Source organism: Pseudomonas sp. 05N432, assembly GCF_056396945.1.
Window position 1 is genome coordinate 17,565 of record NZ_JBFTMM010000015.1, and the last position, 22,677, is coordinate 40,241.

The 22,677-nt window shown below is 59.6% G+C and carries 16 protein-coding genes and 1 pseudogene; 11 read left to right on the plus strand and 6 right to left on the minus strand.

Going from position 1 to position 22,677, the window contains the following annotated elements; genetic code table 11:
- Nucleotides 1–10: 10 nt before the first annotated feature.
- Nucleotides 11–589 (minus strand): chorismate mutase, encoded by a 579-nt coding sequence (locus AC1DHT_RS17325; protein ID WP_427544722.1) that lies wholly within the window; start codon nt 587–589, stop codon nt 11–13.
- A 134-nt stretch (nt 590–723) separates the two neighbouring features.
- On the minus strand, nt 724–2,130 hold the full coding sequence (glnA, locus tag AC1DHT_RS17330) for a glutamate--ammonia ligase (RefSeq protein WP_477761413.1): 1,407 nt from the start codon (nt 2,128–2,130) through the stop codon (nt 724–726).
- A 330-nt stretch (nt 2,131–2,460) separates the two neighbouring features.
- Here glnA and thiI point away from each other — a divergent pair, with 330 nt between their 5' ends.
- Nucleotides 2,461–3,915, plus strand: a complete 1,455-nt coding sequence (gene thiI / locus AC1DHT_RS17335) for a tRNA uracil 4-sulfurtransferase ThiI (protein WP_427544724.1) — start codon at nt 2,461–2,463, stop codon at nt 3,913–3,915.
- A 139-nt stretch (nt 3,916–4,054) separates the two neighbouring features.
- Entirely contained in the window at nt 4,055–5,875 is a 1,821-nt protein-coding gene (gene typA / locus AC1DHT_RS17340; protein ID WP_429539518.1) for a translational GTPase TypA, read from the plus strand.
- Nucleotides 5,876–6,084: 209 nt separating this feature from the next.
- Here the strand turns inward: typA and AC1DHT_RS17345 are convergent, their stop codons facing one another.
- Nucleotides 6,085–6,522 carry a YkgJ family cysteine cluster protein gene (locus AC1DHT_RS17345; RefSeq protein ID WP_019691319.1) on the minus strand — a complete coding sequence of 146 codons (438 nt, stop codon included), beginning with the start codon at nt 6,520–6,522 and terminating at the stop codon, nt 6,085–6,087.
- A gap of 252 nt (nt 6,523–6,774) precedes the next feature.
- On the opposite strand from AC1DHT_RS17345, the gene AC1DHT_RS17350 reads away from it, so the two are divergent.
- The 5 genes from AC1DHT_RS17350 (at nt 6,775) to AC1DHT_RS17370 (ending at nt 16,365) form a co-directional block, all read left to right on the plus strand.
- Entirely contained in the window at nt 6,775–9,225 is a 2,451-nt protein-coding gene (locus AC1DHT_RS17350; protein WP_427537619.1) for a glycogen/starch/alpha-glucan phosphorylase, read from the plus strand.
- A 297-nt stretch (nt 9,226–9,522) separates the two neighbouring features.
- Nucleotides 9,523–13,116: a DUF2339 domain-containing protein gene (locus tag AC1DHT_RS17355; protein WP_427537622.1), complete on the plus strand. Its 3,594-nt coding sequence runs from the start codon at nt 9,523–9,525 to the stop codon at nt 13,114–13,116.
- A complete protein-coding gene (locus AC1DHT_RS17360) occupies nt 13,113–14,477 on the plus strand; it encodes a DUF3999 domain-containing protein (RefSeq protein WP_427537625.1) in 1,365 nt (454 codons plus the stop codon). Before AC1DHT_RS17355 ends, AC1DHT_RS17360 begins: the two co-directional genes overlap by 4 nt.
- A gap of 271 nt (nt 14,478–14,748) precedes the next feature.
- On the plus strand, nt 14,749–15,759 hold the full coding sequence (locus AC1DHT_RS17365) for a class 1 fructose-bisphosphatase (RefSeq protein ID WP_477761414.1): 1,011 nt from the start codon (nt 14,749–14,751) through the stop codon (nt 15,757–15,759).
- Nucleotides 15,760–15,762: 3 nt separating this feature from the next.
- Nucleotides 15,763–16,365, plus strand: coding sequence for a DUF924 family protein (locus tag AC1DHT_RS17370; RefSeq protein ID WP_427537631.1), 603 nt, complete (start codon nt 15,763–15,765; stop codon nt 16,363–16,365).
- Nucleotides 16,366–16,471: 106 nt separating this feature from the next.
- Here the strand turns inward: AC1DHT_RS17370 and AC1DHT_RS17375 are convergent, their stop codons facing one another.
- Complete coding sequence (locus tag AC1DHT_RS17375; protein WP_427529398.1) at nt 16,472–17,236, minus strand: methyl-accepting chemotaxis protein; 765 nt, start codon at nt 17,234–17,236, stop codon at nt 16,472–16,474.
- 93 nt (nt 17,237–17,329) lie between these two features.
- Nucleotides 17,330–18,364 (minus strand): annotated as a pseudogene (locus tag AC1DHT_RS17380) (HAMP domain-containing protein); the annotation flags it as partial.
- Between the two features lie 280 nt (nt 18,365–18,644).
- On the opposite strand from AC1DHT_RS17380, the gene AC1DHT_RS17385 reads away from it, so the two are divergent.
- Both AC1DHT_RS17385 and AC1DHT_RS17390 read left to right on the plus strand, forming a co-directional pair.
- Nucleotides 18,645–18,899: a hypothetical protein gene (locus AC1DHT_RS17385; protein ID WP_054595181.1), complete on the plus strand. Its 255-nt coding sequence runs from the start codon at nt 18,645–18,647 to the stop codon at nt 18,897–18,899.
- Between the two features lie 30 nt (nt 18,900–18,929).
- Nucleotides 18,930–19,499 (plus strand): lipocalin family protein, encoded by a 570-nt coding sequence (locus tag AC1DHT_RS17390; RefSeq protein WP_427537634.1) that lies wholly within the window; start codon nt 18,930–18,932, stop codon nt 19,497–19,499.
- A 118-nt stretch (nt 19,500–19,617) separates the two neighbouring features.
- Here AC1DHT_RS17390 and AC1DHT_RS17395 read toward each other — a convergent pair whose 3' ends face one another.
- Nucleotides 19,618–20,982, minus strand: coding sequence for a formimidoylglutamate deiminase (locus tag AC1DHT_RS17395; RefSeq protein WP_427537637.1), 1,365 nt, complete (start codon nt 20,980–20,982; stop codon nt 19,618–19,620).
- Nucleotides 20,983–21,169: 187 nt separating this feature from the next.
- Between AC1DHT_RS17395 and hutC the strand changes: the two genes are divergently transcribed.
- Nucleotides 21,170–21,838, plus strand: coding sequence for a histidine utilization repressor (gene hutC / locus AC1DHT_RS17400; RefSeq protein WP_232252242.1), 669 nt, complete (start codon nt 21,170–21,172; stop codon nt 21,836–21,838).
- 24 nt (nt 21,839–21,862) lie between these two features.
- Nucleotides 21,863–22,435, plus strand: coding sequence for a HutD/Ves family protein (locus tag AC1DHT_RS17405; RefSeq protein ID WP_427537640.1), 573 nt, complete (start codon nt 21,863–21,865; stop codon nt 22,433–22,435).
- The last annotated feature ends 242 nt before the right edge of the window (nt 22,436–22,677 follow it).

Genomic DNA, 22,677 nt, shown 5'->3' on the forward strand with positions numbered 1-22,677 from the left:
ATTGCGGCTCTTATGGATGGGCGCTGCACAATTCGGCAGTGGCGCGTACCAGCGCTAGCTCACGCAGCGGCACTTGGGTCGCAGCTTTATTGGCTTTGGCCAGCCATGACGGGCAGTGTGGATCATTGCGATACGGGGTGAAATCGGCCAGTTGTTGCAGCAGGCGTGTTTGTAACAGATCGAGTTGCGGGCGGATCAGGCCAACGAGGTCGGGGCGAGGGTCGTTAGGTGCTTTGCCTTGTGCGTGCCAGTCGGACAAATGTGCGTACTGCACTAACTTGTTGGCTTCGATCTGCGCCGAGAAGAACTGCTCAACGGCTTCATTGCTCAATTTATAGTAGGGCGCCTCGGCGAGAGCGTCGGCAATGACTTCGCGTTCACGCTGACGATCCTCGACAGGCTTGCCGCTGTCCCACTTGCTTAGCGCGACCTTGTCAGCAATCACCAGTCGCTCTTGAATGGTGCTGAGCAGCGGGGCGAGGGCTGCGGGTGCCGGGGTTGGAGCTGGAGCATGAGTGGCAGTGGTGGCAGCGCAGGCGGTGTTGGCGAGCAGGGCGGTGAACAGTGTAAGGCTCAAGCGTAGGTACATGGGACGTCTCTTCTTCATTCCGTGGAAGGGCATGATGTCTATAACAGTAGGCCCGATAATAAGCGTTCGCCCACAAAAAAGGCCTCCCGAAGGAGGCCTTTTCACATTACGCCGCTTGCGCGAGCGTTACTGGATCAGCAGCTGTAGTACAGCTCGTATTCCAGTGGGTGTACGAAGGTGCGTACTTTGATTTCTTCTTCGCTTTTCAGGGCGATGTAAGCGTCGATGAAGTCGTCGCTGAAAACGCCGCCTTTGGTCAGGAACGCACGACCTTTGTCCAGCTCTTCCAGGGCTTCTTTCAGGCTGCCGCAAACTTGTGGGATCTCTTTCGCCTCTTCAGGCGGCAGGTCGTACAGGTTTTTGTCAGCTGCATCGCCTGGGTGGATCTTGTTCTGGATGCCGTCCAGGCCAGCCATCAACAGTGCAGCGAAGCCCAGGTACGGGTTGGCTGCCGGATCCGGGAAGCGTGCTTCGATACGGCGAGCGCGAGGGCTCGACACGTAAGGAATACGGATCGAAGCGGAACGGTTGCGAGCCGAGTAGGCCAGCATTACCGGAGCTTCGAAACCTGGGACCAGACGCTTGTAGGAGTTGGTCGACGGGTTGGTGAAGCCGTTCAGGGCCTTACCGTGCTTGATGATGCCGCCGATGAAGTACAGGGCGGTGTCAGACAGGCCGGCATAACCTTCGCCAGCGAAGGTGTTCTTGCCATCTTTGGCGATGGACAGGTGAACGTGCATACCCGAACCGTTGTCGCCGTACAGCGGCTTAGGCATGAAGGTCGCGGTGCGGCCGTATGCATCGGCAACGTTGTGTACGCAGTACTTCAGGGTCTGAACTTCGTCAGCCTTGGCGACCAGGGTGTTGAACTTCACACCGATTTCGTTCTGGCCGGCAGTTGCCACTTCGTGGTGGTGAACTTCGATGACCAGGCCCATTTCTTCCATGGCGTTGCACATGGAGGTACGGATTTCGTGGTCGTGGTCGAACGGCGGAACCGGGAAGTAGCCGCCTTTGACGCCTGGACGGTGGCCTTTGTTGCCGCCTTCCACGTCCTGGTCGGACATCCACGAACCTTGTTCGGAGTAGATCTTGAACATCGAGCCGGAGATGTCGGACTTGAACTTCACTTCGTCGAAGATGAAGAACTCAGGCTCTGGACCGACGAAAACGGTGTCGCCGATACCGGTGGACTTCAGGTATTCCTCGGCGCGCTTGGCGATGGCACGTGGGTCACGGTCATAGCCTTGCATGGTCGAAGGCTCGATCACGTCGCAAACCAGGATCAGGGTCGGCTCTTCGGTGAACGGGTCCAGAACGGCAGTGGTGTMGTCCGGCATCAGGATCATGTCGGAAGCTTCGATGCCTTTCCAGCCAGCGATGGAGGAACCGTCGAACATTTTGCCTTCTTCGAAGAAAGCTTCATCCAGCGCATCGCGAGCCGGCATGGTCACGTGGTGCTGAGTGCCTTTTGTGTCCGTGAAGCGCAGATCAATCCATTTAACGTCATGATCTTTGATGAGTTGAACCGACTTCGACATAGTGTCCTCCGGGTGGCTTCGGGCGGGTAGTGGAGTGCCCTTAGAATGTGGGTGATGCCGGCGCGAATACTCTGCCTTGGCAACCTGCCTCACAAGGGAGCAAATTGCATGCCAGTGCCCCGACTTGGGTTTATTGCCCCAATATCACGCTTATAAAGGTGTAACGCGCTTTAAAACAGGAAATTTCGCCCCTTAATGTAGCGTTCAATTTCGCAAATGACCTGTTTTGGTGCATCAAAAACCTTATGCACATTAACTGGTTAAACCTTGAGCAATTTCCGCTATAATCCGCGCCCCCCTTTTTCGGCTGGCCCTGCGCGCGCTGTTTTCATGAAACTAATCGTAAAAGTCTTCCCCGAGATCACCATCAAGAGCCGCCCGGTACGGACGCGTTTCATCCGTCAATTGGCCAAGAACATCCGTGCTGTGCTCCGCGACCTGGACCCGGCTGTGGTGGTGAACGGCGTGTGGGACAACCTCGAGCTGGAAACGCACGTCAGTGACCCCAAGGCCTTGAAGGACATGACCGAGCGCCTGAGCTGCATGCCGGGCATCGCGCATTTCCTGCAGGTCGACGAGTACCCGCTGGGCGACTTCGACGACATCGTCGCCAAGTGCAAGCAGCACTATGGTGATTCGCTGGCCGGGAAGATCTTTTCGGTGCGCTGCAAGCGTGCCGGCAAGCACGAATTCAGCTCGATGGACGTCGAGAAATACGTCGGCAGCCAACTGCGTCGTCAGTGCGGCGCCGCCGGGATTTCGCTTAAACAGCCTGAAATCGAAGTTCGCATCGAAATTCGCGACAAACGGTTGTTTGTGATTCACAGCCAGCACAACAGCATCGGCGGCTACCCGCTCGGCGCGTTGGAACAAACCCTGGTGCTGATGTCCGGCGGTTTCGATTCCACCGTCGCGGCTTACCAGATTATGCGTCGCGGGCTGATGGCCCACTTCTGCTTCTTCAATCTCGGCGGACGTGCCCACGAATTGGGCGTAATGGAAGTCGCGCATTTCATCTGGAAGAAGTACGGCAGCTCCCAGCGCGTGTTATTTGTCAGTGTGCCGTTCGAGGAAGTGCTGGGAGAAATTCTCGGCAAAGTCGATAACAGTCATATGGGCGTAGTATTGAAGCGTATGATGTTGCGCGCTGCGTCCCGGATCGCTGATCGACTGGACATCGAGGCGCTGGTCACCGGTGAAGCGATTTCCCAGGTTTCCAGCCAGACGCTGCCGAACCTGTCCGTGATCGACTGCGTGACCGACAAGCTGGTGTTGCGTCCGCTGATCGCCAGTCACAAGCAGGACATCATCGACCTGGCCAACGAAATCGGCACCGCCGATTTCGCCAAGCACATGCCGGAGTATTGCGGGGTCATTTCGGTGAACCCCAAGACCCACGCCAAGCGTCCGCGCGTGGAGCATGAAGAGAAAGAATTCGATATGGCAGTGCTCGAGCGTGCGCTCGAGAACGCCAAGCTGGTGCCGATCGATCGCGTAATCGATGAATTGGGCCAGGACTTGCAGATTGAAGAAGTCAGCGAAGCGCTAGCCGGTCAGATCGTCATCGACATCCGTCACCCCGATGCCGCCGAAGACGACCCGCTGGAGCTTGCTGGCATCGAGGTACAAGCGATGCCGTTTTATGCTCTGAACGCTCGTTTCAAGGAACTGGACCCTACTCGCCAGTACCTGCTGTATTGCGACAAAGGCGTGATGAGTCGCCTGCATGCCCACCATTTGCTCAGTGAGGGACATGCCAATGTGCGCGTTTATCGACCGAGCTAAGAGCCCGGGGCTGTTTGCCTGTGGCCTGCGTCACCGGCCCCCCGACGCCGCCGTCAAGCTGTAACGGCAAGGCCTGACTCTACTGTAAATCGCTGCCAAGACTTGTCAGCACACCGAATCCTCTGATCGAGATACACAAGTGATCGAAAATCTACGCAACATCGCCATCATTGCTCACGTTGACCATGGTAAGACCACCCTGGTAGACAAGCTCTTGCGTCAATCCGGCACCCTGGAGCGCAACGAGCTCAACGACGAGCGCGTGATGGACTCCAACGACCAGGAGAAAGAGCGCGGTATTACCATTCTGGCGAAAAACACCGCCATCAACTGGAACGGCTACCACATCAACATCGTGGACACCCCGGGCCACGCCGACTTCGGCGGCGAAGTTGAACGCGTAATGTCGATGGTTGACTCCGTTCTGCTGCTGGTTGACGCTCAAGACGGCCCTATGCCGCAAACCCGTTTCGTGACCAAGAAGGCCTTCGAAGCCGGCCTGCGTCCGATCGTGTGCATCAACAAGGTTGACCGTCCAGGCGCGCGTCCGGACTGGGTTCTGGACCAGATCTTCGACCTGTTCGACAACCTGGGTGCCACCGAAGAACAGCTGGACTTCAAAGTCGTCTACGCCTCGGCCCTGAACGGTATTGCCGGTCTGGACCACACTGACATGGCTGAAGACATGACCCCGCTGTACCAGTCGATCGTCGACAACGTACCTGCGCCGAAAGTCGACCGTGACGGTCCGTTCCAGATGCAGATCTCCGCACTGGACTACAACAGCTTCCTGGGTGTTATCGGTGTTGGCCGTATCGCTCGTGGTCGCGTCAAGCCGAACACTCCGGTCGTGGCTATCAGTGCCGACGGCAAGAAGCGTAACGGTCGTATCCTGAAGCTGATGGGTCACCACGGTCTGCACCGTATCGACGTTGAAGAAGCTGCAGCAGGCGACATCGTGTGCATCAGCGGCATGGACTCGCTGTTCATCTCCGACACCCTGTGCCACCCGGACGCGGTCGAAGCGATGAAGCCGCTGACCGTCGACGAGCCAACCGTATCCATGACCTTTCAGGTCAACGACTCGCCTTTCTGCGGTAAAGAAGGCAAGTTCGTGACTTCCCGTAACATCAAGGAACGTCTGGACAAAGAGCTGCTGTACAACGTTGCACTGCGCGTTGAAGAAGGCGACTCGGCTGACAAGTTCAAGGTTTCCGGCCGTGGTGAGCTGCACCTCTCGGTACTGATCGAAACCATGCGTCGCGAAGGCTTCGAAATGGGCGTTGGTCGTCCTGAAGTGATCATCCGTCAGGTTGACGGCGTGAAGCAGGAACCGTTCGAAAACGTCACCATCGACACCCCTGAAGAATCCCAGGGCAAGGTCATGGAAGAGATGGGCCTGCGTAAAGGCGACCTGACCAACATGGTGCCGGATGGCAAAGGCCGTGTTCGTCTGGAATACAACATCCCTGCTCGCGGTCTGATCGGTTTCCGTAACCAGTTCCTGACCCTGACCAACGGTGCTGGCATCCTGACCTCGATCTTCGATCGCTACGACACCATGAAGTCCGGCGACATGTCCGGCCGTCAGAACGGTGTTCTGGTATCGGTAGAAACCGGCAAGGCGCTGACCTACTCCCTGGAAACCCTGCAGGCGCGTGGCAAGCTGTTCGTTGAACACGGTCAAGAGATCTACAACGGTCAGATCGTTGGTCTGAACAGCCGTGACAACGACATGGGCGTCAACCCAACCAAAGGCAAGAAGCTCGACAACATGCGTGCTTCGGGTAAAGACGAAACCATCGCCCTGGTTCCACCTGTTCGCTTCACCCTGGAACAGGCTCTGGAATTCATCCAGGACGATGAATTGTGCGAAGTGACTCCGAAGTCGATCCGCCTGCGTAAGAAAATCCTGGACGAAGGCGAGCGTACCCGCGCTGCCAAGAAAGCCAAGAACTGAGTTAACTCAGGCTGAATGAAAACGCCCCCGGTCGAAAGGCCGGGGGCGTTTTTTTTGTCTGGGGTTTGTGCGGTGTTTGTCCCGGCCTCATCGCGAGCAGGCTCGCTCCCACAGTGGGCTGTGGTGTTCACATAATATGTGTTCAGCACCGAACCTTGTGGGAGCGAGCCTGCTCGCGATGGGGCCCTGTCAGGCAGCGAAGATACGGATCAGAACTTATCGAGGGTTCGCGGATTGCTCTCGCGCACGACTTCTTTCGGCTTGTACGCGCAATACCCGGGCCGTGGGCCGATTTTCGGGTGGTTGCGGCAAGTATCCGGGCGCTTTTCATAAATAGTGCACAAACGGCTCTTACGATCCAGATACAGGCAATCGTTGTTGCTCATGCGCTGGAGCGTGAAGATCTCGGACTTCTGGTTGTAGCGCTCGACGATGCCTTCTTTCTGCAAACGCTTGGCGATGTTCTTGGGTGGATCGCCCAGTTCGAATTCGTCGACGATACCGATGCGGATCAGGTCTTTGATCTTGACCTCGACCGGCAGCGTGCAGCAGCTGGACACGCATGAGCCGCACATCGGGGCAGAGTACTTGGCCCAGGTATCGAGACGGTCGATCTCCGCGGCGGCGATCAGGTTCGGCTTCATCATGTGGAATTACCAGCGTGCATCAGGGCGCGCGATCATACCGGGACTGGTGATTTTTTGAACGACCATTTGCCGGTTTTTTTATGGCTACACTGAATTTTTCGAGGGATCGGCATGGCATCTGCATCTTTTCAACGTGTATCGGCAAGGGGATAGGCTCGATTCAGGCGATTGCAAAAAGCGCCGAACGAGTGCACTTATCTCATGTCAGACCGACTAGGCTCGTCTATTTCATGCTCGTCCGAGGTCCTATCGATGACTCAAGAACCACTAGTTCGCGAAGCTGAAGTGGCCGCATTTCGCGACGCCGTATTGACCAAACTTACCTATGCAGTGGGCAAGGATCCGGATCACGCCTTTGACCATGACTGGTTCGAAGCCATTGCCCTGGCGGCGCGCGATCACATGGTCGAGCACTGGATGGACCACACGCGGCAGATCTACCGCAAAGGCCAGAAGCGCGTTTACTACCTCTCGCTGGAATTCCTCATAGGCCGCCTGCTCTACGACAGCCTGAGCAACCTTGGCCTGCTCGATGTGGCCCGCGAAGCACTGACCGAGTTGGGCGTTGACCTTGAACGCATACGCCTGCTGGAGCCGGATGCTGCGCTCGGCAACGGTGGCCTCGGTCGACTGGCGGCGTGCTTCATGGAAAGCATGTCGACGCTCGGCATAGCCGGCCATGGCTACGGTATTCGTTATGAACACGGCTTGTTCCGCCAGGCGGTTGTCGATGGCTGGCAGCAGGAGCAAACCGAAAACTGGCTGGATTTCGGCAACCCCTGGGAATTTGAACGGCCAGAAGTGGCTTACCCGATCGGCTTTGGTGGCGGCGTTGAAACCGTGACCGATGAGAGCGGCAACTCCAAACAGGTCTGGTCGCCGGCGGAAACCGTTCGCGCAATTGCTTACGACACGCCAGTCGTCGGTTGGCGCGGCGCTAGCGTCAACACCTTGCGTCTCTGGCGTGCACGAGCCATGGAGGACTTGCACCTGGAGCGCTTCAACGCCGGCGACCACTTGGGGGCGGTGGCCGAAGTGGCCCGTGCGGAAAGCATCTCCCGCGTGCTCTATCCCGCTGACAGCACCGAGGCCGGTCAGGAGTTGCGGCTGCGTCAGGAGTACTTCTTCGTCGCCGCGTCCTTGCAGGACCTGCTGCGCCGTCACCGCAATATGCACACCTCGGTACTGACCCTGGGCGATCACGCGGCGATCCAGCTCAATGACACGCACCCCTCGATCGCCGTGGCCGAATTGATGCGGCAACTGGTCGATGTGTATGACGTGGCGTGGGACGCGGCCTGGCAGATCACGGTCGATACGCTTTCCTACACCAACCACACGCTGTTGCCGGAAGCGCTGGAAACCTGGCCAGTCGGTTTGATGGAGCGGATGCTGCCACGGCACATGCAGATCATCTATTTGATCAACGCCCAGCACATCGACTCGCTGCGGGCCAATGGCATTCATGACTTTGACGTATTGCGCGCGGTGTCGCTGATCGAGGAAGACAACGGTCGCCGGGTGCGCATGGGTAACCTGGCGTTTCTGGGTTCCCACAGTGTCAACGGCGTGTCCGCCCTGCACACTCAACTGATGCGTAGCACGGTGTTTTCCGAGCTGCACAAGCTGTATCCGGAGCGAATCAACAACAAGACCAACGGCATTACGTTCCGCCGCTGGCTCTATCAGGCCAACCCGGAGCTGACCTCGATGATGGTCGATGCACTGGGCCCGGATCTGCTGGATAACCCGGAGCGGAAACTGATCGGCCTGGAGCCGTTTGCCGAGAAAGCAGCGTTCCGCAACAAGTTCGCCGAGCAGCGCCTGCACAGTAAAAAGGCCTTGGCCTATCTGATTCATGAACGGCTGGGGATTGCGGTCAATCCGGCGGCAATGTTCGACGTGCAGGTCAAACGGATTCACGAGTACAAGCGCCAGTTGCTCAACCTGATGCACACCGTGGCGCTGTATCAGGCGATCCGCGCCGAGCCGGAAGTCGATTGGGTGCCGCGGGTGAAGATCTTTGCCGGCAAAGCTGCCGCGAGTTATCACCAGGCCAAGCTGATCATCAAACTGACCAACGACATCGCCCGGGTGGTCAACAACGACCCGACAGTGCGCGGTTTGCTGAAAGTGGTGTTCTTGCCCAACTACAACGTCAGCCTGGCGGAGAGCATCATTCCGGCGGCCGACCTGTCGGAGCAGATATCCACGGCTGGCTTTGAGGCTTCCGGTACCAGCAACATGAAGTTCGGCCTCAATGGCGCGCTGACCATCGGCACCCTGGACGGTGCCAACGTGGAAATGAGCGAGCGCATTGGCGTCGAGCACATGTTCATCTTCGGTCTGACGGCCCAGCAGGTTGAGGCGCGCAAGCAGAATCACGAGTTCTATGCCGCACCGGACATCGCCGCCTCCCATCGACTGGGAGATGTGCTGCAAGCGATTCGCGGCGGTGTGTTCTCACCGGATGAGCCGTCGCGTTACACCGGGTTGATCGATTCGTTGATCGAATATGACCGCTTCCTGGTCTGCGCCGACTTCGATTCCTACTGGAATGCCCAGGTGCGGGTTGAAGAGCGCTGGCACGACTCGAAGGAATGGTGGCGCTCGGCGGTGCTTAACAGTGCGCGCATGGGCTGGTTCTCGTCCGACCGAACCATTCGCGAGTACGCCACGGATATCTGGAAGGCGCTGGAGTAACTTTTAGCAATATTTGCGAGCAAGGCCCAGCGGTTGTGGGGGCGGATCGATATACTAGGCAGCAGTTTTGCAGGGCCGCAGTGTCAAAGGGCTCAGTCAGATTTGGACGCACAGGCAATCCAAGGTGGGAGCGAGCCTGCTCGCGATGGGGCCATTACATTCACATTGATGGTGAATGGAAGGTCGCTATCGCGAGCAGGCTCGCTCCCACAAGGTTTGTGCTGTTTCACACTAGACTGAACCAGACGCTGTTGGGCCCGGACTCGCCCGGCAATGGGCCGCTTAGGGATATCGACCATGCAATGGATGTTCATGCTGATAGGGATGGTGCTGGGCTGGGTGCTCGATGAGTCATTCAGCGATGCGCTGATTGGCGCGTTGATCGGCCTGGGTGCGGGGCAGGCGATTGTGCTCAGGCGCCTGAATTCACAAGCGGACGAACAGCGTCACCAACTGGAGCAGGCGCAGGTCGCCCTCGGCGCGGTCGAGCAACGGCTGGCGTTACTCGAAACCCGTGGCGTCCAGTCAGTTGCGGTCCCTGAGTCGACAACGGCCAGCGAGCCGACAATTTCTCCTGATATCGTCTTCGACCAAGCGCCCGAGCCTGGCCCGGCGCCGTTGTCTGCCGCGCAGGAACTGGTCTGGGAATTGCCGCCCGAATTCGAACCGGTACACGCGAGCATCACCCCTGAGCCTGCCGATCTCTGGGCCCCGCAACCCAGCGAACCACCACAACCGGCCGAACCCCGTGGTCCGAATCTGATCGAGCGCGGTATTACCGCCGCACGCAATTGGCTGTTCGGTGGCAACACCGTACTGCGGGTCGGCGTGGTGCTGCTGTTCTTCGGTTTGGCGTTTTTGCTGCGCTATGCCACCGAAGGCATGGTGGTGCCGATTGAGTTGCGTTACGCCGGGGTCGCTGCGGCCGCGTTGGCGTTGCTCGGGCTCGGTTGGTGGCTGCGACCGCGCAACACCAACTACGCGTTGATCCTGCAGGGCACCGGCATTGCCGTGCTGTACCTGACGGTGTTCGCCGCCATGCGCTTGCACCCGTTGCTCGACCCGTCGGCGGCGTTGGGCTTGCTGGTGGCGGTGACGATCTTCTCGGCGATTCTGGCGATCACCCAGGACTCGCTCGCGCTGGCCTGCGCGGCGGCGTTGGGCGGGTTTGCCGCGCCGATCCTGACCTCCACCGGCGCCGGCAACCATGTCGCGCTGTTCAGCTACTTCGCCTTGCTCAACACCGGCATCCTCGCAATCGCCTGGTTCAAGGCCTGGCGGCCGCTGAACCTGATCGGCTTTGCCGGCACCTTCGGCATCGGTTTCGCCTGGGGCGTGCGTTCCTATACGCCGGAACTGCTGTGGAGCACCGAGCCGTTCCTGATTCTGTTCTTCCTGATGTACCTGGCGATTGGCTTGTTGTTCGCTCGCCGCAAACTGCTCGAGATGACAGACGCGCCGGAGGATGACAGCCGTGAAGCGCTGCTGCGCTGGTCGGCCCGCAAGGGTGACTACGTCGACGGCACGATGCTCTTCGGTCCGCCACTGGTGGGCTTTGGCATGCAGTTCGCGCTGATTCATCATTATGAGTTCGCTGCCGCGTTCAGCGCGCTGGCGCTGGGCATCGTGTACATGGGCCTGGCGCGTTTTCTCAGCGGCGGTCGAGCCCTGCTGCTGGCAGAAACCTGCCTGGCGCTGGGGGTGATTTTCGCCAGCCTGGCGATTCCGCTGGGTCTGGATGCGCGTTGGACGGCGGCCGCCTGGGCAGTGGAGGGTGCGGGGATTTTCTGGCTGGGCCTGCGTCAGCATCGGCCGTTGGCGCGGGCCTTTGCCTTGCTGCTGCAACTGGGTTCGGCGCTGGCGTTCCTCAGCAAACTTAGCGTGGGCGACAGCAGCCTGCTCGATGGCTCACCGCTTGGTGCGCTGATGCTCGGCGTGGCGTTGCTGTTCAGTTTCTATCACTTGCGCAACGCTTCCCCTGAGCAAACCTCGGCCTGGGAACGCAAGGGCTTGCCGGTGTTGGCCTGTGCAGGACTGACGTTCCTTTATCTGTTGGCGCCGTTGTTCTTCTTCACCCACGGTACTGCGATCAGTTGGGCGCTGGCCGGTTTGGTGACGTTGTTCGTGGGCTTGCGCCTGCAATCGCGGACCTTCCTGTTTACGGCGTTTGGGGTGCAACTGCTGGGCGGTGTGTTGTTCCTGCTGCGGCTGCAAGGCGCCAGCGGTGAAGCAACGGCGGTGTTCAGCGCCGGCTTGAGCGGTTTGCTCACTGCATCGTTGATTGGCCTGGCGTTGATCGGCGGAATGCTGTTCGCCGCCCGCGACGACATGGTGCGCAGTGACGCACGGTTGCTGCGTGGGCTGTCGGTGGTGTTACTGGCCGGGTTGGTGCTGATCAATCTGGCGGTGCTGTTTGTGTTGCCGTGGCAAACGGCGAGCGCGGTGTGGGCCGCCAGCGGTCTGTTGATCATCTGGCTGAGCCTGTACTTGCAGCAGCGGATAAGTTTTGTCTTTGGCTTGTTGTTGCAGGTGATTGGCGGCGCGGCATTCCTCATCGCCGGTCCCGAACTGCTCGGGCCGCTCGCCAGCGAAGGTCTGCGGCCACTGGGCCACAGCGGTTTCTGGACGCCGATGGTGCTCGGGCTGGCGGCGATGGTTGGCGCCTGGCGCTTGCAGCTTGGCAATCATGCCAGCGCGTTCGATGCCTTGAGTTTGCGGCGCTTGTCCGAGTTGTTGCTGGTGTGGGGCGCCGCCTGGTGGGCGCTGGCGCTGATCAGCGAAGTGCTGCGTTTTGCACCGCTGAACCTGCAAGCCACGCTGTTGCTGGGCCTCGCAGCGCTGAGCGTCGCAGTGTGGACGTTGTTGTCCCGGCGACTGCAATGGCCGGCACTGGGCGTGCTCTGCACGTTGCTGACTCCAGCGGCGGCGCTGGTATTGGTCGCAGCCTGGCATTCGCGTTATCACCCGGCGGCGAATATTGGCTGGCTGGCGTGGGCGGCGGTGTTCGGAGTGCATTTCATCTCGTTGCGGCGCTTGGCGCCGATGCTTCCCGCGCGAGTATCGAGCGCGGCTCACGTGGTGGGTTGCTGGCTGTTGATCGGCGTGTTGGCGTTGGAGTTGCGTTACGGCCTGCTGGTGTTGTCCGAGCAATACAACGCCTGGCGCTGGCTGGGTTGGGCGATCTTGCCGAGCCTGTATCTGGTGCTGATGGCCGCACCGCGCGCCTGGCCGTGGCCGGTGTCGGCGTATGCCCGTGAGTACCGCGTGTACGCCGCACTGCCCCTGGCGCTGTTGATGCTCGGCTGGTTCTGGCTGGCGAACATTGCCAGCGACGGCACCGCCGAACCGTTGCCTTATCTGCCGTTGCTCAACCCGTTGGAAATCGGCCTGCTGTTTGCCTTGTTCGGCGTTTATGCCTGGTCGCGCAGTGCGGTCAGTTCATTGGCGATTCGTGTCGATTACGCCGAGCACGCCACGCAAGTGGTGGCCGGGGTTTCACTGTTCGCCTTCTTCACCGCGCTGGTGATGCGTAGCGCTCACCATTGGGGTGGCGTGCCGTATGAGCTGGATGCGTTGCTGGAGTCGATGCTGGTGCAGGCGGGCTTGTCTATCGTCTGGACCCTGATTGCCCTGAGCCTGATGATCGGCGGGCATTTGCGCCATCGTCGGGAAGTCTGGCTGGTCGGCGCGGCGTTGATTGCGCTGGTGGTCGCCAAACTGGTCTTTGTCGAATTGAGTAACCGCGGCGGGTTGGCGCGGATCGTGTCGTTTATCGGCGTGGGCGTGTTGCTGCTGGTAGTGGGCTATTTCGCGCCGCTGCCGCCCAAACGTGCCGAACCAACGCCAGGGCCTGAAAATCCGGCCAATGAATCTGAAGGAGTGTCGTCTTGAATCGGAAGTGGTCGCTGGGCACTGTTGGACTCTGTGTGGCGTTGTCGGCCACGGCTCAGGAAGCACCGGCAGACTTCACCACGCAGGTGCCGTTGAGCGTGAGCGGCGAAGGGCCGTGGTATCGCCTCGAATTGCCGCTGGCGGTGCAATTGAATGCGCGCCAGACCGATCTCAGCGACGTGCGCGTGTTCAACGCAGCCGGTGAAGTGCAGGCCTATTCGCTGGCGCGGGAACAGGCGCAGAGCCGCGAAAGTCTGGTGGTGAATGACGTCAAGTGGTTCCCGATTTACGACTCGGCCTCTGCCGGCGAGGCGGTGCCGAGCGTGCGCGTGCAGTCGAATGCCAGCGGCACGCTGGTGGAAGTCCAGCCATCGAGTCAGCTCAAGGCTGGTGAAGAAGTACTGCGCGGCTGGTTGCTGGACGCCAGTGCGATCAAGGCGCCGTTGCAGCAGTTGATCCTCGACTGGAGCAGCGAACGTGACGGCTTCCAGCGTTTCAGCATTGAGGCCAGTGACGATCTGCAGCATTGGCAACCGTGGGGCGAAGGCCAGGTGGCGCGGCTGTCGTTTGCCGACGAACGGGTCGAACAGCATGAAGTCGATTTGCCGGGGCAGAGCGCGCGTTATCTGCGCTTGCTGTGGAAAACCCCGCAGGCGGCGCCCGCGCTGACCTCGGCGCAACTGCAAAGTGCCAGTTCCAGCTACCTGCCGCAGCCGTTGGTCTGGTCCGAGCCGTTGGCCGGCAGCAGCACCAGGGCCGGCGAATACACCTGGCAATTGCCGATGGGCTTGAGCGTGGAGCGCTTGCAGATTGAGTTGAGCCAGGCCAACAGCCTGGCGCCGGTGACCCTGTCGGGGCGTCGCGAAAGCAGCTTGCCGTGGCAGCCCTTGAGCAGCGGTTTGCTCTATCGGCTGACGCAAAATGGTCAGGACGTGGTGCAGAACCAGTTGCAGCTGCCTGGCCATGTGGTGCAGCAGTTGAAACTGACCGTCGATGAGCGCGGCGGCGGCCTGGGCGCACAGGCTCCGACAGTGCGCTATGCCGTGCGCTCGACCCGGGTGGTGTTCCTCGCTCGCGGGGCGGGGCCGTACACACTGGCGCTGGGGAGTGCGACGGTTAAAACGGCGAGCTTGCCGCTGTCGACGCTGATTCCCGATTACAGTCCCAAGCGTCTGGCGACGTTGGGCCAGGCCAAGGTCGATGGTGCGGCGGTGATGACTTCGCCGGCTACGCCAGTGGCGCCGATTGTCCCGGGCGCAAACTGGAAGAAGATCGGCCTGTGGGCGGTGCTCTTGCTAGGGGTAGCGGGGTTGGCGGGGATGGCGTTCAGTTTGCTGCGCAAGCCACCCGTCAAATCCTGAAAGTGGGTGCTTCGCACCCCATCGCGAGCAGGCTCGCTCCCACAGGGTTTTCGCCGTCCTTGTGGGAGCGAGCCTGCTCGCGATAGCGGCCTGTGTGCCGGCAAAAAACCGCAATTTGCCGCTACTCCTCACGCCACAACCCTCCCGATTCCGACTACGCTCAACCCCGCGCATGAACTCTATTCAGTGAATCTCGTCTGATAAGAGGAATTGCGCACCGACTCGCGTTAAACTGCGCGGGTTTTTAGCCCCTATTCCTCCGGAGCCTTCCATGTCCCGCGTTACCTTGAGTCGCTATTTGATTGAGCAGACCCGTAGCAACAACACTCCTGCCGATCTGCGCTTTCTGATCGAAGTAGTGGCGCGTGCTTGCAAGGAAATCAGCCACGCCGTTTCCAAAGGCGCCCTGGGCGGCGTTCTGGGCAGCATGGGCACTGAGAACGTGCAAGGCGAAGTCCAGAAGAAACTCGACGTGATCTCCAACGAGATCCTGCTCGAAGCCAACGAATGGGGCGGTCACCTGGCCGGCATGGCGTCCGAAGAAATGGACAATGCCTACCAGATCCCGGGCAAATACCCGAAAGGCGCGTACCTGCTGGTATTCGACCCACTGGACGGTTCGTCGAACATCGATATCAACGCGCCGGTCGGTACGATCTTCTCGGTGCTGCGTTGCCCGAACGAATACCTGAGCCAGAACGAACCCTTGAATGAAAAGGCGTTCCTGCAGCCAGGCACCCAACAGGTCGCCGCCGGTTATGCCATCTACGGTCCGCAAACCATGCTGGTGCTGACCCTGKGTGATGGCGTGAAAGGCTTTACCCTGGACCGTGAAATGGGCAGCTTCGTGCTGACTCACGAAGACATCAAGATCCCGACCTCCACTCAGGAATTCGCGATCAACATGTCCAACCAGCGTCACTGGGAAGCGCCGGTACAGCGCTACGTCGGCGAATTGCTGGCTGGCGAAGAAGGCCCGCTGAAAAAGAACTACAACATGCGCTGGGTCGCCGCGATGGTGGCCGACGTGCACCGCATCCTGAACCGTGGTGGCCTGTTCATGTACCCACGTGACAGCCGCGAGCCCTCCAAGCCGGGCAAACTGCGTTTGATGTACGAAGCCAACCCGATGTCGTTCCTGGTTGAACAGGCCGGCGGCGCGTCCACTGACGGTCACCAGCGCATTCTCGACATCAAGCCTGAAGGCCTGCACCAGCGTGTAGCGGTGTTCCTGGGCTCGAAAGAAGAAGTCGAACGCGCCACGGCTTACCACAAGGAATAAACCATGACTGCGCCCTGGCAGCCGTTGCTCGAATGGTGGTTCGGTTCAGCCGACGATCCGAACGAAGTGGCGGCACAGAAGCGCACGTTATGGTTCGGTAAGCGTGACAGCCAGGACCTCGAAGCGCGCACGCGTTTCGGGGATCTGGTGGAACAGGCACTGGTCGGCGGATTGACCGAGTGGACGCAATGTCCCGAAGGTTGGCTGGCCCTGGTGTTGTTACTCGATCAGTTACCGCGAATGATCTTTCGCGAAACCCCCAAATCCTTTGCAGGCGACCTGAGAGCCCAGGCTCTGGTGGCGCAAGGCATTGCCGCGGATTTCGATCGGCAACTGCTGCCTATCCAGCGGGTGTTCATCTACCTGGTGTTCGAGCATTGCGAACACCTGGCGGTGCAAAACGAAGCCGTCTCACGTTTTGCCGACTTGCTGGCTGAGCAACCCGAGGCGGATCGCGCGGTGTTTGCCGATAACCTCGATTACGCCGAACGGCATCAGAAGATCATCGCAAGGTTTGGACGCTTTCCTCATCGCAATGCGGTGTTGGGAAGGGAGTCTACGGCTGAAGAGTTGGAGTTTCTTGCAGGGCCTGGGTCTCGGTTCTAGCTATTCGTTGTTGCTGATACCGCCATCGCGAGCAGGCTCGCTCCCACAGGGATTTCGCCGTCCTTGTGGGAGCGAGCCTGCTCGCGATGGGGCCTTCAAGGGCGCATCAGATCCTGAAGCTCCCCACCAACTGCTTCAATCGCGCCGCTTGCTGCTCAAGATCAGCACAGGCGCGCAAGGTCGATTGCAGGTTTTCCACACCTTCCTGGTTCAGCGTGTTGATCTCGGTAATGTCGACGTTGATCGATTCGACCACGGCGGTTTGTTCCTCGGTGGCGGTGGCCACCGACTGGTTCATGCCGTCGATTTCGCCGATGCGCTGGGTCACGCTGCCCAGGCGTTCACCGGCCTGGTTGGCGATGCCGACGCTGCTTTCGCTCTGGCGCTGACTGTCGGTCATGATGGCGACCGCCTCACGGGCGCCGACTTGCAGCTCTTCAATCATCTTCTGCACTTGCTGCGCCGAGTCCTGGGTGCGGTGCGCGAGGTTGCGTACTTCGTCGGCAACGACTGCGAATCCACGTCCGGCCTCACCCGCGCGAGCGGCTTCGATCGCGGCGTTGAGGGCCAGCAGGTTGGTCTGCTGCGAGATGCTGGTGATGACTTCGAGAATCTGCCCGATGTTCACCGTGTTGCTGTTCAGCGTTTCAATGTTGCCGCACGAGTCGCTGATTTTGGCCGACAGCTGCTGCATCGCCGCGATGGTTTTATCCACCACTTGCTGGCCTTCTTCAGCCAGGCTGCGGGCGTCGCTGGAATGTTGCGAGGCGAGGGCGGCGTTCTGGGCGATTTCCTGGGCGGCGGCGCCAAGCTGGTTGATCGCCGCGGCCACGCTGCTGGTGCGCGAGGCTTGCTGGTCGGAATTGAACATCGACGAGTTGGAGGCGCTGACCACTCGCAGGGCGACTTCGTTGACTTGGCCGGTGGCCGACGACACTTCGCGGATCGAGGTGTGAATACGCTCGACGAAGCGGTTGAACGAAGTGCCTAGCGCCCCGAATTCGTCCTGGCCATGAATGGTCAGGCGTTTGGTCAGGTCGCCTTCGCCTTCGGCGATGTCATGCATGGCGCGACCCATGGTCAGCAACGGCTGCATCAGGACGCGGATCAGCATGCCGAGCAGCGCGATGATGATGACCACGGCAATCACCATGGCGATGATCGCCGAGGTGCGGAATTCGCTGAGCATCGAGTATGCAGTGTCTTGATCGAGCACCAGTGCCACGTACCAATCGGCCGACGGTACGCCGTTGACGTGGGTGAACGAGATGAACTGGGTCTTGCCGTCTACCTCGACTTCCTTCATGCCGGGGCTGACCTTCGGCGCGCCGGCCGGGTAGGCCTCGGTGAGGCTTTTGAGCACCAGTTTGCTGTCCGGGTGAATCAGGATCTTGCCGTCGCTGCTGACGATGAATGCGTGGCCGTGGCCGCCGAAGTTCAGCGAGTTGATGATCGCGCTGACGCTGCTCAGGTCGATGTCTGCACCGGCGACGCCGATCATCTGGTTTTGATGTTGCACCGGGGTAGCGACGGTGATCACCAGCTTGCCCGAAGAGGCGGCGATGTACGGTTCGGTAACGATGGTTTGCTGTGCACTGTTGGCGGCTTTGTACCAGCCGCGGGCGCGTGGGTCGTAGTCTGCCGCGCGATTGCCGGCCGGCACCGAGAACATCACGCCATCGGCACCGCCGAAATAGCTCAACTGAAAGTTGCTGCTGTAGGCCGGCAGGCCGACCGCGCGTTTCAGGCTGTCCAGCGCCGGGCCGTCGACGGCCACTTGCTGGGCCAGCGATTGCAGCAACTGGATGCGGCTTTCCAGCCAGGTCTGGATGTTGCTGGTGGTCAGGCTGCCGAGTTCCTGCATCGAGGACTCGGTGCTGTTGCGCAGGGTTTGGCGCTGACGGTAGTCGTTGAACAGAATGAAACAGGCGAACGCTACCGCCACCACAAGGGCAGCAGCGAGCAGGATCTTGTGGCTGAACTTCATGTTTCTGGTCATTAAAGGCGCTACCGCGGGAGGACTGATCAACGAGGAGCGTCAAATTGCCTCAGGGCAGGCTTGGCGCTGCTTCTATGTCGACAGGGGAGCGCCAAAGATTAGGCGGGTTTGACGAAAACCGACGAAATACCGATCAGCGCAAAAAAATGCCTGATTTTGGTGCGAAATGTCGATTTTACCCTTCAAGAAATACCCGGTACGGGTGGGAACCAGAAGGGGGTTTTCTCTTCTAAGCTTCTGGTTGGCAGCCATGCCTTCCCTTTTTACCAGGAGTTACACCATGTCGCTGCGATCTATCGCCTTGTTGTCTTTTTGCGTGCTGTTGGCTGCGTGCAGCAAGATCAACCAGGAAAACTATTCGAAACTGTCGACGGGCATGCCCAAGGCCGAGGTCGAAGCGTTGTTGGGTAAACCTGCCGATTGTTCAGGCGCGTTGGGCATGTCCAGCTGTACCTGGGGCGACAAGAACAGCTTTATCAGCGTGCAGTACGCCGGTGACAAAGTGCTGATGTTTTCCGGGCAAGGCCTGAAGTAAACCGGGGCAAACGCCCACGGGAGAAAAATAATGATGCGGTTAGTAATAGTTCTTTTGGCCGGTCTGTTGTTGGCCGGCTGCGCCACTTCTGGCGATGATTCGCTGGCGCCGAAAACGGTCAATAGCGTCAACCTCAAGCGTTACCAGGGTAAATGGTACGAGTTGGCTCGCATGCCGATGTACTTCCAGCGTAACTGCGCGCAATCCGAAGCCCATTACACCCTCAAGAACGACGGCGACATGGAAGTGTTGAACCGTTGCCTGACCCCCGAGTGGAAATGGGAAGAGGCCAAGGGCACGGCAACGCCGCAGATTCCCGGCAAGAACGACAAGCTGTGGGTGAACTTCGATAACTGGTTTACCCGGTTGTTGCCAGGCATGAGCAAGGGCAATTACTGGGTGCTGTATGTCAGCGACGATTACCAGACCGCGATTGTCGGTAGCCCCAATCGACGCAACCTGTGGTTGCTGTCACGCAAGCCGGAAGTCAACGCCGATACCCGCGAGGAACTGCTGAGCAGAGCGCGTCAGCAGGGGTACGACACCACACGCCTGATCTGGCGGGTGTCGGATACCAAGATGGCCCAGACCTCGAAGTAACAGCCACCGCACAACCCATGTGGGAGCGAGCCTGCTCGCGATAGCGATCGATCAGTAAACACAATTGCTGAATGTGTTGCCGTCATCGCGAGCAGGCTCGCTCCCACAGTTTTATGTGTCAGCCCAACAGGTCGCGCAGCACTTGGGTGAACGCGCGGTTACTGTCTTCTTCGCCAGCATGATGCCCGTCGCGTACTACCCACTTGCCGTTCACCAGCACGTCACGCACCTGGCGGTCGCCACCGGCAAACAACCAACGGTTCAGAATCCCGTCGCCACTGGCGGTTGCCAGGTAAGGGTCGTTGCCGTCGAGCACCAGCCAGTCGGCGCGTTTGCCGACTTCCAATGCGCCAATCGGCTGGCCCAGCGCCTGTGCGCCACCGTCGAGTGCGGCGTCGTACAGGGTACGCCCGACCATTGGCTGATCGGCGCCATACAAGCGGTTACGTCGCTGATCGCGCAGGCGCTGGCCATATTCCAGCCAGCGCAGTTCTTCCACCACGCTCAGCGACACATGGCTGTCCGAGCCAATGCCCATGCGCCCGCCTTGGGCGAGGAAGTCCACGGCCGGGAATATTCCATCACCCAGGTTGGCCTCGGTGGTCAGGCACAAACCGGCGATGGCGCGACTCTTGGCCATCAGGCTGACTTCTTCCGGGTTGGCGTGGGTCGCGTGGACCAGGCACCAGCGCTGATCGACGTCGGTATTTTCATACAGCCATTGCAGCGGACGGCGACCGCTCCAGGTCAGGCAGTCGTCGACTTCCTTTTGCTGCTCGGCGATGTGGATATGCACCGGGCAGTGTTTGTCGCTGGCTGCCAGCACTTCGCTGATTTGCTGCGGGGTGACCGCACGCAGCGAGTGGAAGCACAGGCCCAGTTGTTGCGCCGGTTGCCGTGCCAGCAGTGGCTGCAAGCGGGCTTGTAGCTTCAGGTAGTTTTCAGTGCTGTTGATGAAGCGTCGCTGACCTTCATTGGGTGCCAGGCCACCGAAACCAGAGTGGCTGTAGAGTACGGGCAGCAAGGTCAGGCCGATGCCGGAGGCGCTGGCCGCCTGGCTGATTTGCAACGACAGTTCGGCCGGGTCCGCGTAGGGATGGCCGTTTTGGTCGTGGTGCACGTAATGGAATTCGGCGACCGAGGTGTAACCGGCCTTGAGCATTTCGATGTAGAGCTGACGGGCGATGATCCCGAGTTGTTCCGGACTGATTTTTCCGACGAGGCGATACATCAAATCGCGCCAGGTCCAGAAACTGTCGTTCGGATTACCCGCCACTTCGGCCAGTCCGGCCATCGCCCGCTGGAAGGCGTGGGAGTGCAGATTCGGCATGCCCGGCAGCAGCGGACCGCTCAGCCGTTCGGCGCCTTCAGCGCTGGCATCGGCCTGGATGTGGGTCAGCAGGCCATCGGCACTGACCTCAAGACGTACATTGTTGGCCCATCCACTAGGCAAAAGCGCGCGTTCGGCAAAGAAGGCGGACATGGTTCAGTACCCCATCGTGTGTTATTTGTATATACATATACAGACGTTTGCCTGCTCGGTAAACTCCGGCAAGCTAGTGACTTTCATCAACGAACAAGGATTTCCTGTGCCGACTCCGCCTGTAGTTTCACCGCTGAGTGCCAATCTGGGCGACAGTCCGGCGCCCTTGTACGCTCGCGTCAAACAGATGATCACCCAGCAAATCGACAGTGGAAACTGGCCGCCGCATTACCGCGTGCCGTCGGAAAGCGAGCTGGTCAGTCAGTTGGGTTTCAGCCGCATGACCATCAATCGCGCCTTGCGCGAGATGACGGCTGACGGTCTGTTGGTGCGCATGCAAGGCGTCGGCACCTTTGTCGCCGAACCCAAGAGCCAGTCCGCGTTGTTCGAAGTGCATAACATTGCCGACGAAATCGCCTCCCGTGGCCATCGCCACACGTGCAAGGTGATTACTCTGGAAGAAGAGGCCGCCGGTTCCGAGCGCGCCCTGGCACTGGACATGCGTGAAGGCCAAAAGGTCTTCCACTCGCTGATTGTGCATTTCGAGAACGATATTCCCGTGCAAATCGAGGACCGTTTCGTCAACGCCCTGGTCGCGCCGGAATACCTCAAGCAAGACTTCACCCTGCAAACGCCTTACGCCTATCTGAATCAGGTCGCACCTTTGACCGAAGGCGAGCACGTGGTCGAAGCGATTCTTGCCGAGCCCTCCGAATGCAAATTGCTGCAGATCGAAAAAGGCGAGCCGTGCCTGCTGATCCGCCGTCGGACCTGGTCCGGGCGCCAGCCCGTGACGGCCGCTCGTCTGATCCACCCCGGTTCCCGCCATCGTCTGGAAGGGCGGTTTCACAAATAGAGCCACAAATAATAAGAGGCATGAATGAGCCAGTTGAACGTTTTGCGCGCGGCGAATTATCCGCGCATGCCCTGGAAAAACGGCGGCGGCAGCACCGAAGAAATCACCCGCGATGCAGGCACCGGCCTGGATGGCTTTGGCTGGCGCCTGTCGATTGCCGATATCGGTGAGTCGGGCGGGTTCTCGACCTTTGCAGGCTACGAGCGGGTCATCACCGTGCTGCAGGGCGAAGGCATGACCTTGACGGTCGACGGCCAGAACACGCGGTCCCTGTTACCGCTGGACCCGTTTGCGTTCAGTGGCGAAAGCCATGTTTCCTGCACCCTGCTTGGCGGTGCGATTCGCGACTTCAACCTGATTTATGCGCCGAATCGTTACCAGGCGCGGTTGCAGTGGCTGGCGGGCGAGCAACGGTTTTTCAGTTCTGCCGGAACGTTGCTGGTATTCAGCGTGACTGATGCGCTTGAAGTGCGAATCAATGGTGGTGCGGCCCAGGCACTGGGTCGTCATGATTGTCTGCAACTGAACGGTAACACCGGGCTGCTGGATGTTTCCGTCAGCGGTCAGTGCTGCGTGATTGAGCTGACAGCGCTCTGATTCAACTGTCTTGAAAAGATCGCAGCCTGCGGCAGCTCCTACTCAGGGATAACCTGTTCCGTAGGAGCTGCCGCAGGCTGCGATCTTTTGCTTTCCGTCCCCCGAAATCCGTTTCCCTGTGCGCACCAATCTGTTACCGAACGCCCCAGCGTGGCGCAAAACCGCGCTCAGGTAACAATTGTCACTTCTCGAAAAAATCCTTCCAAAAAAATATCGATCCCCGCCAAACCCTTGTCCCAAGG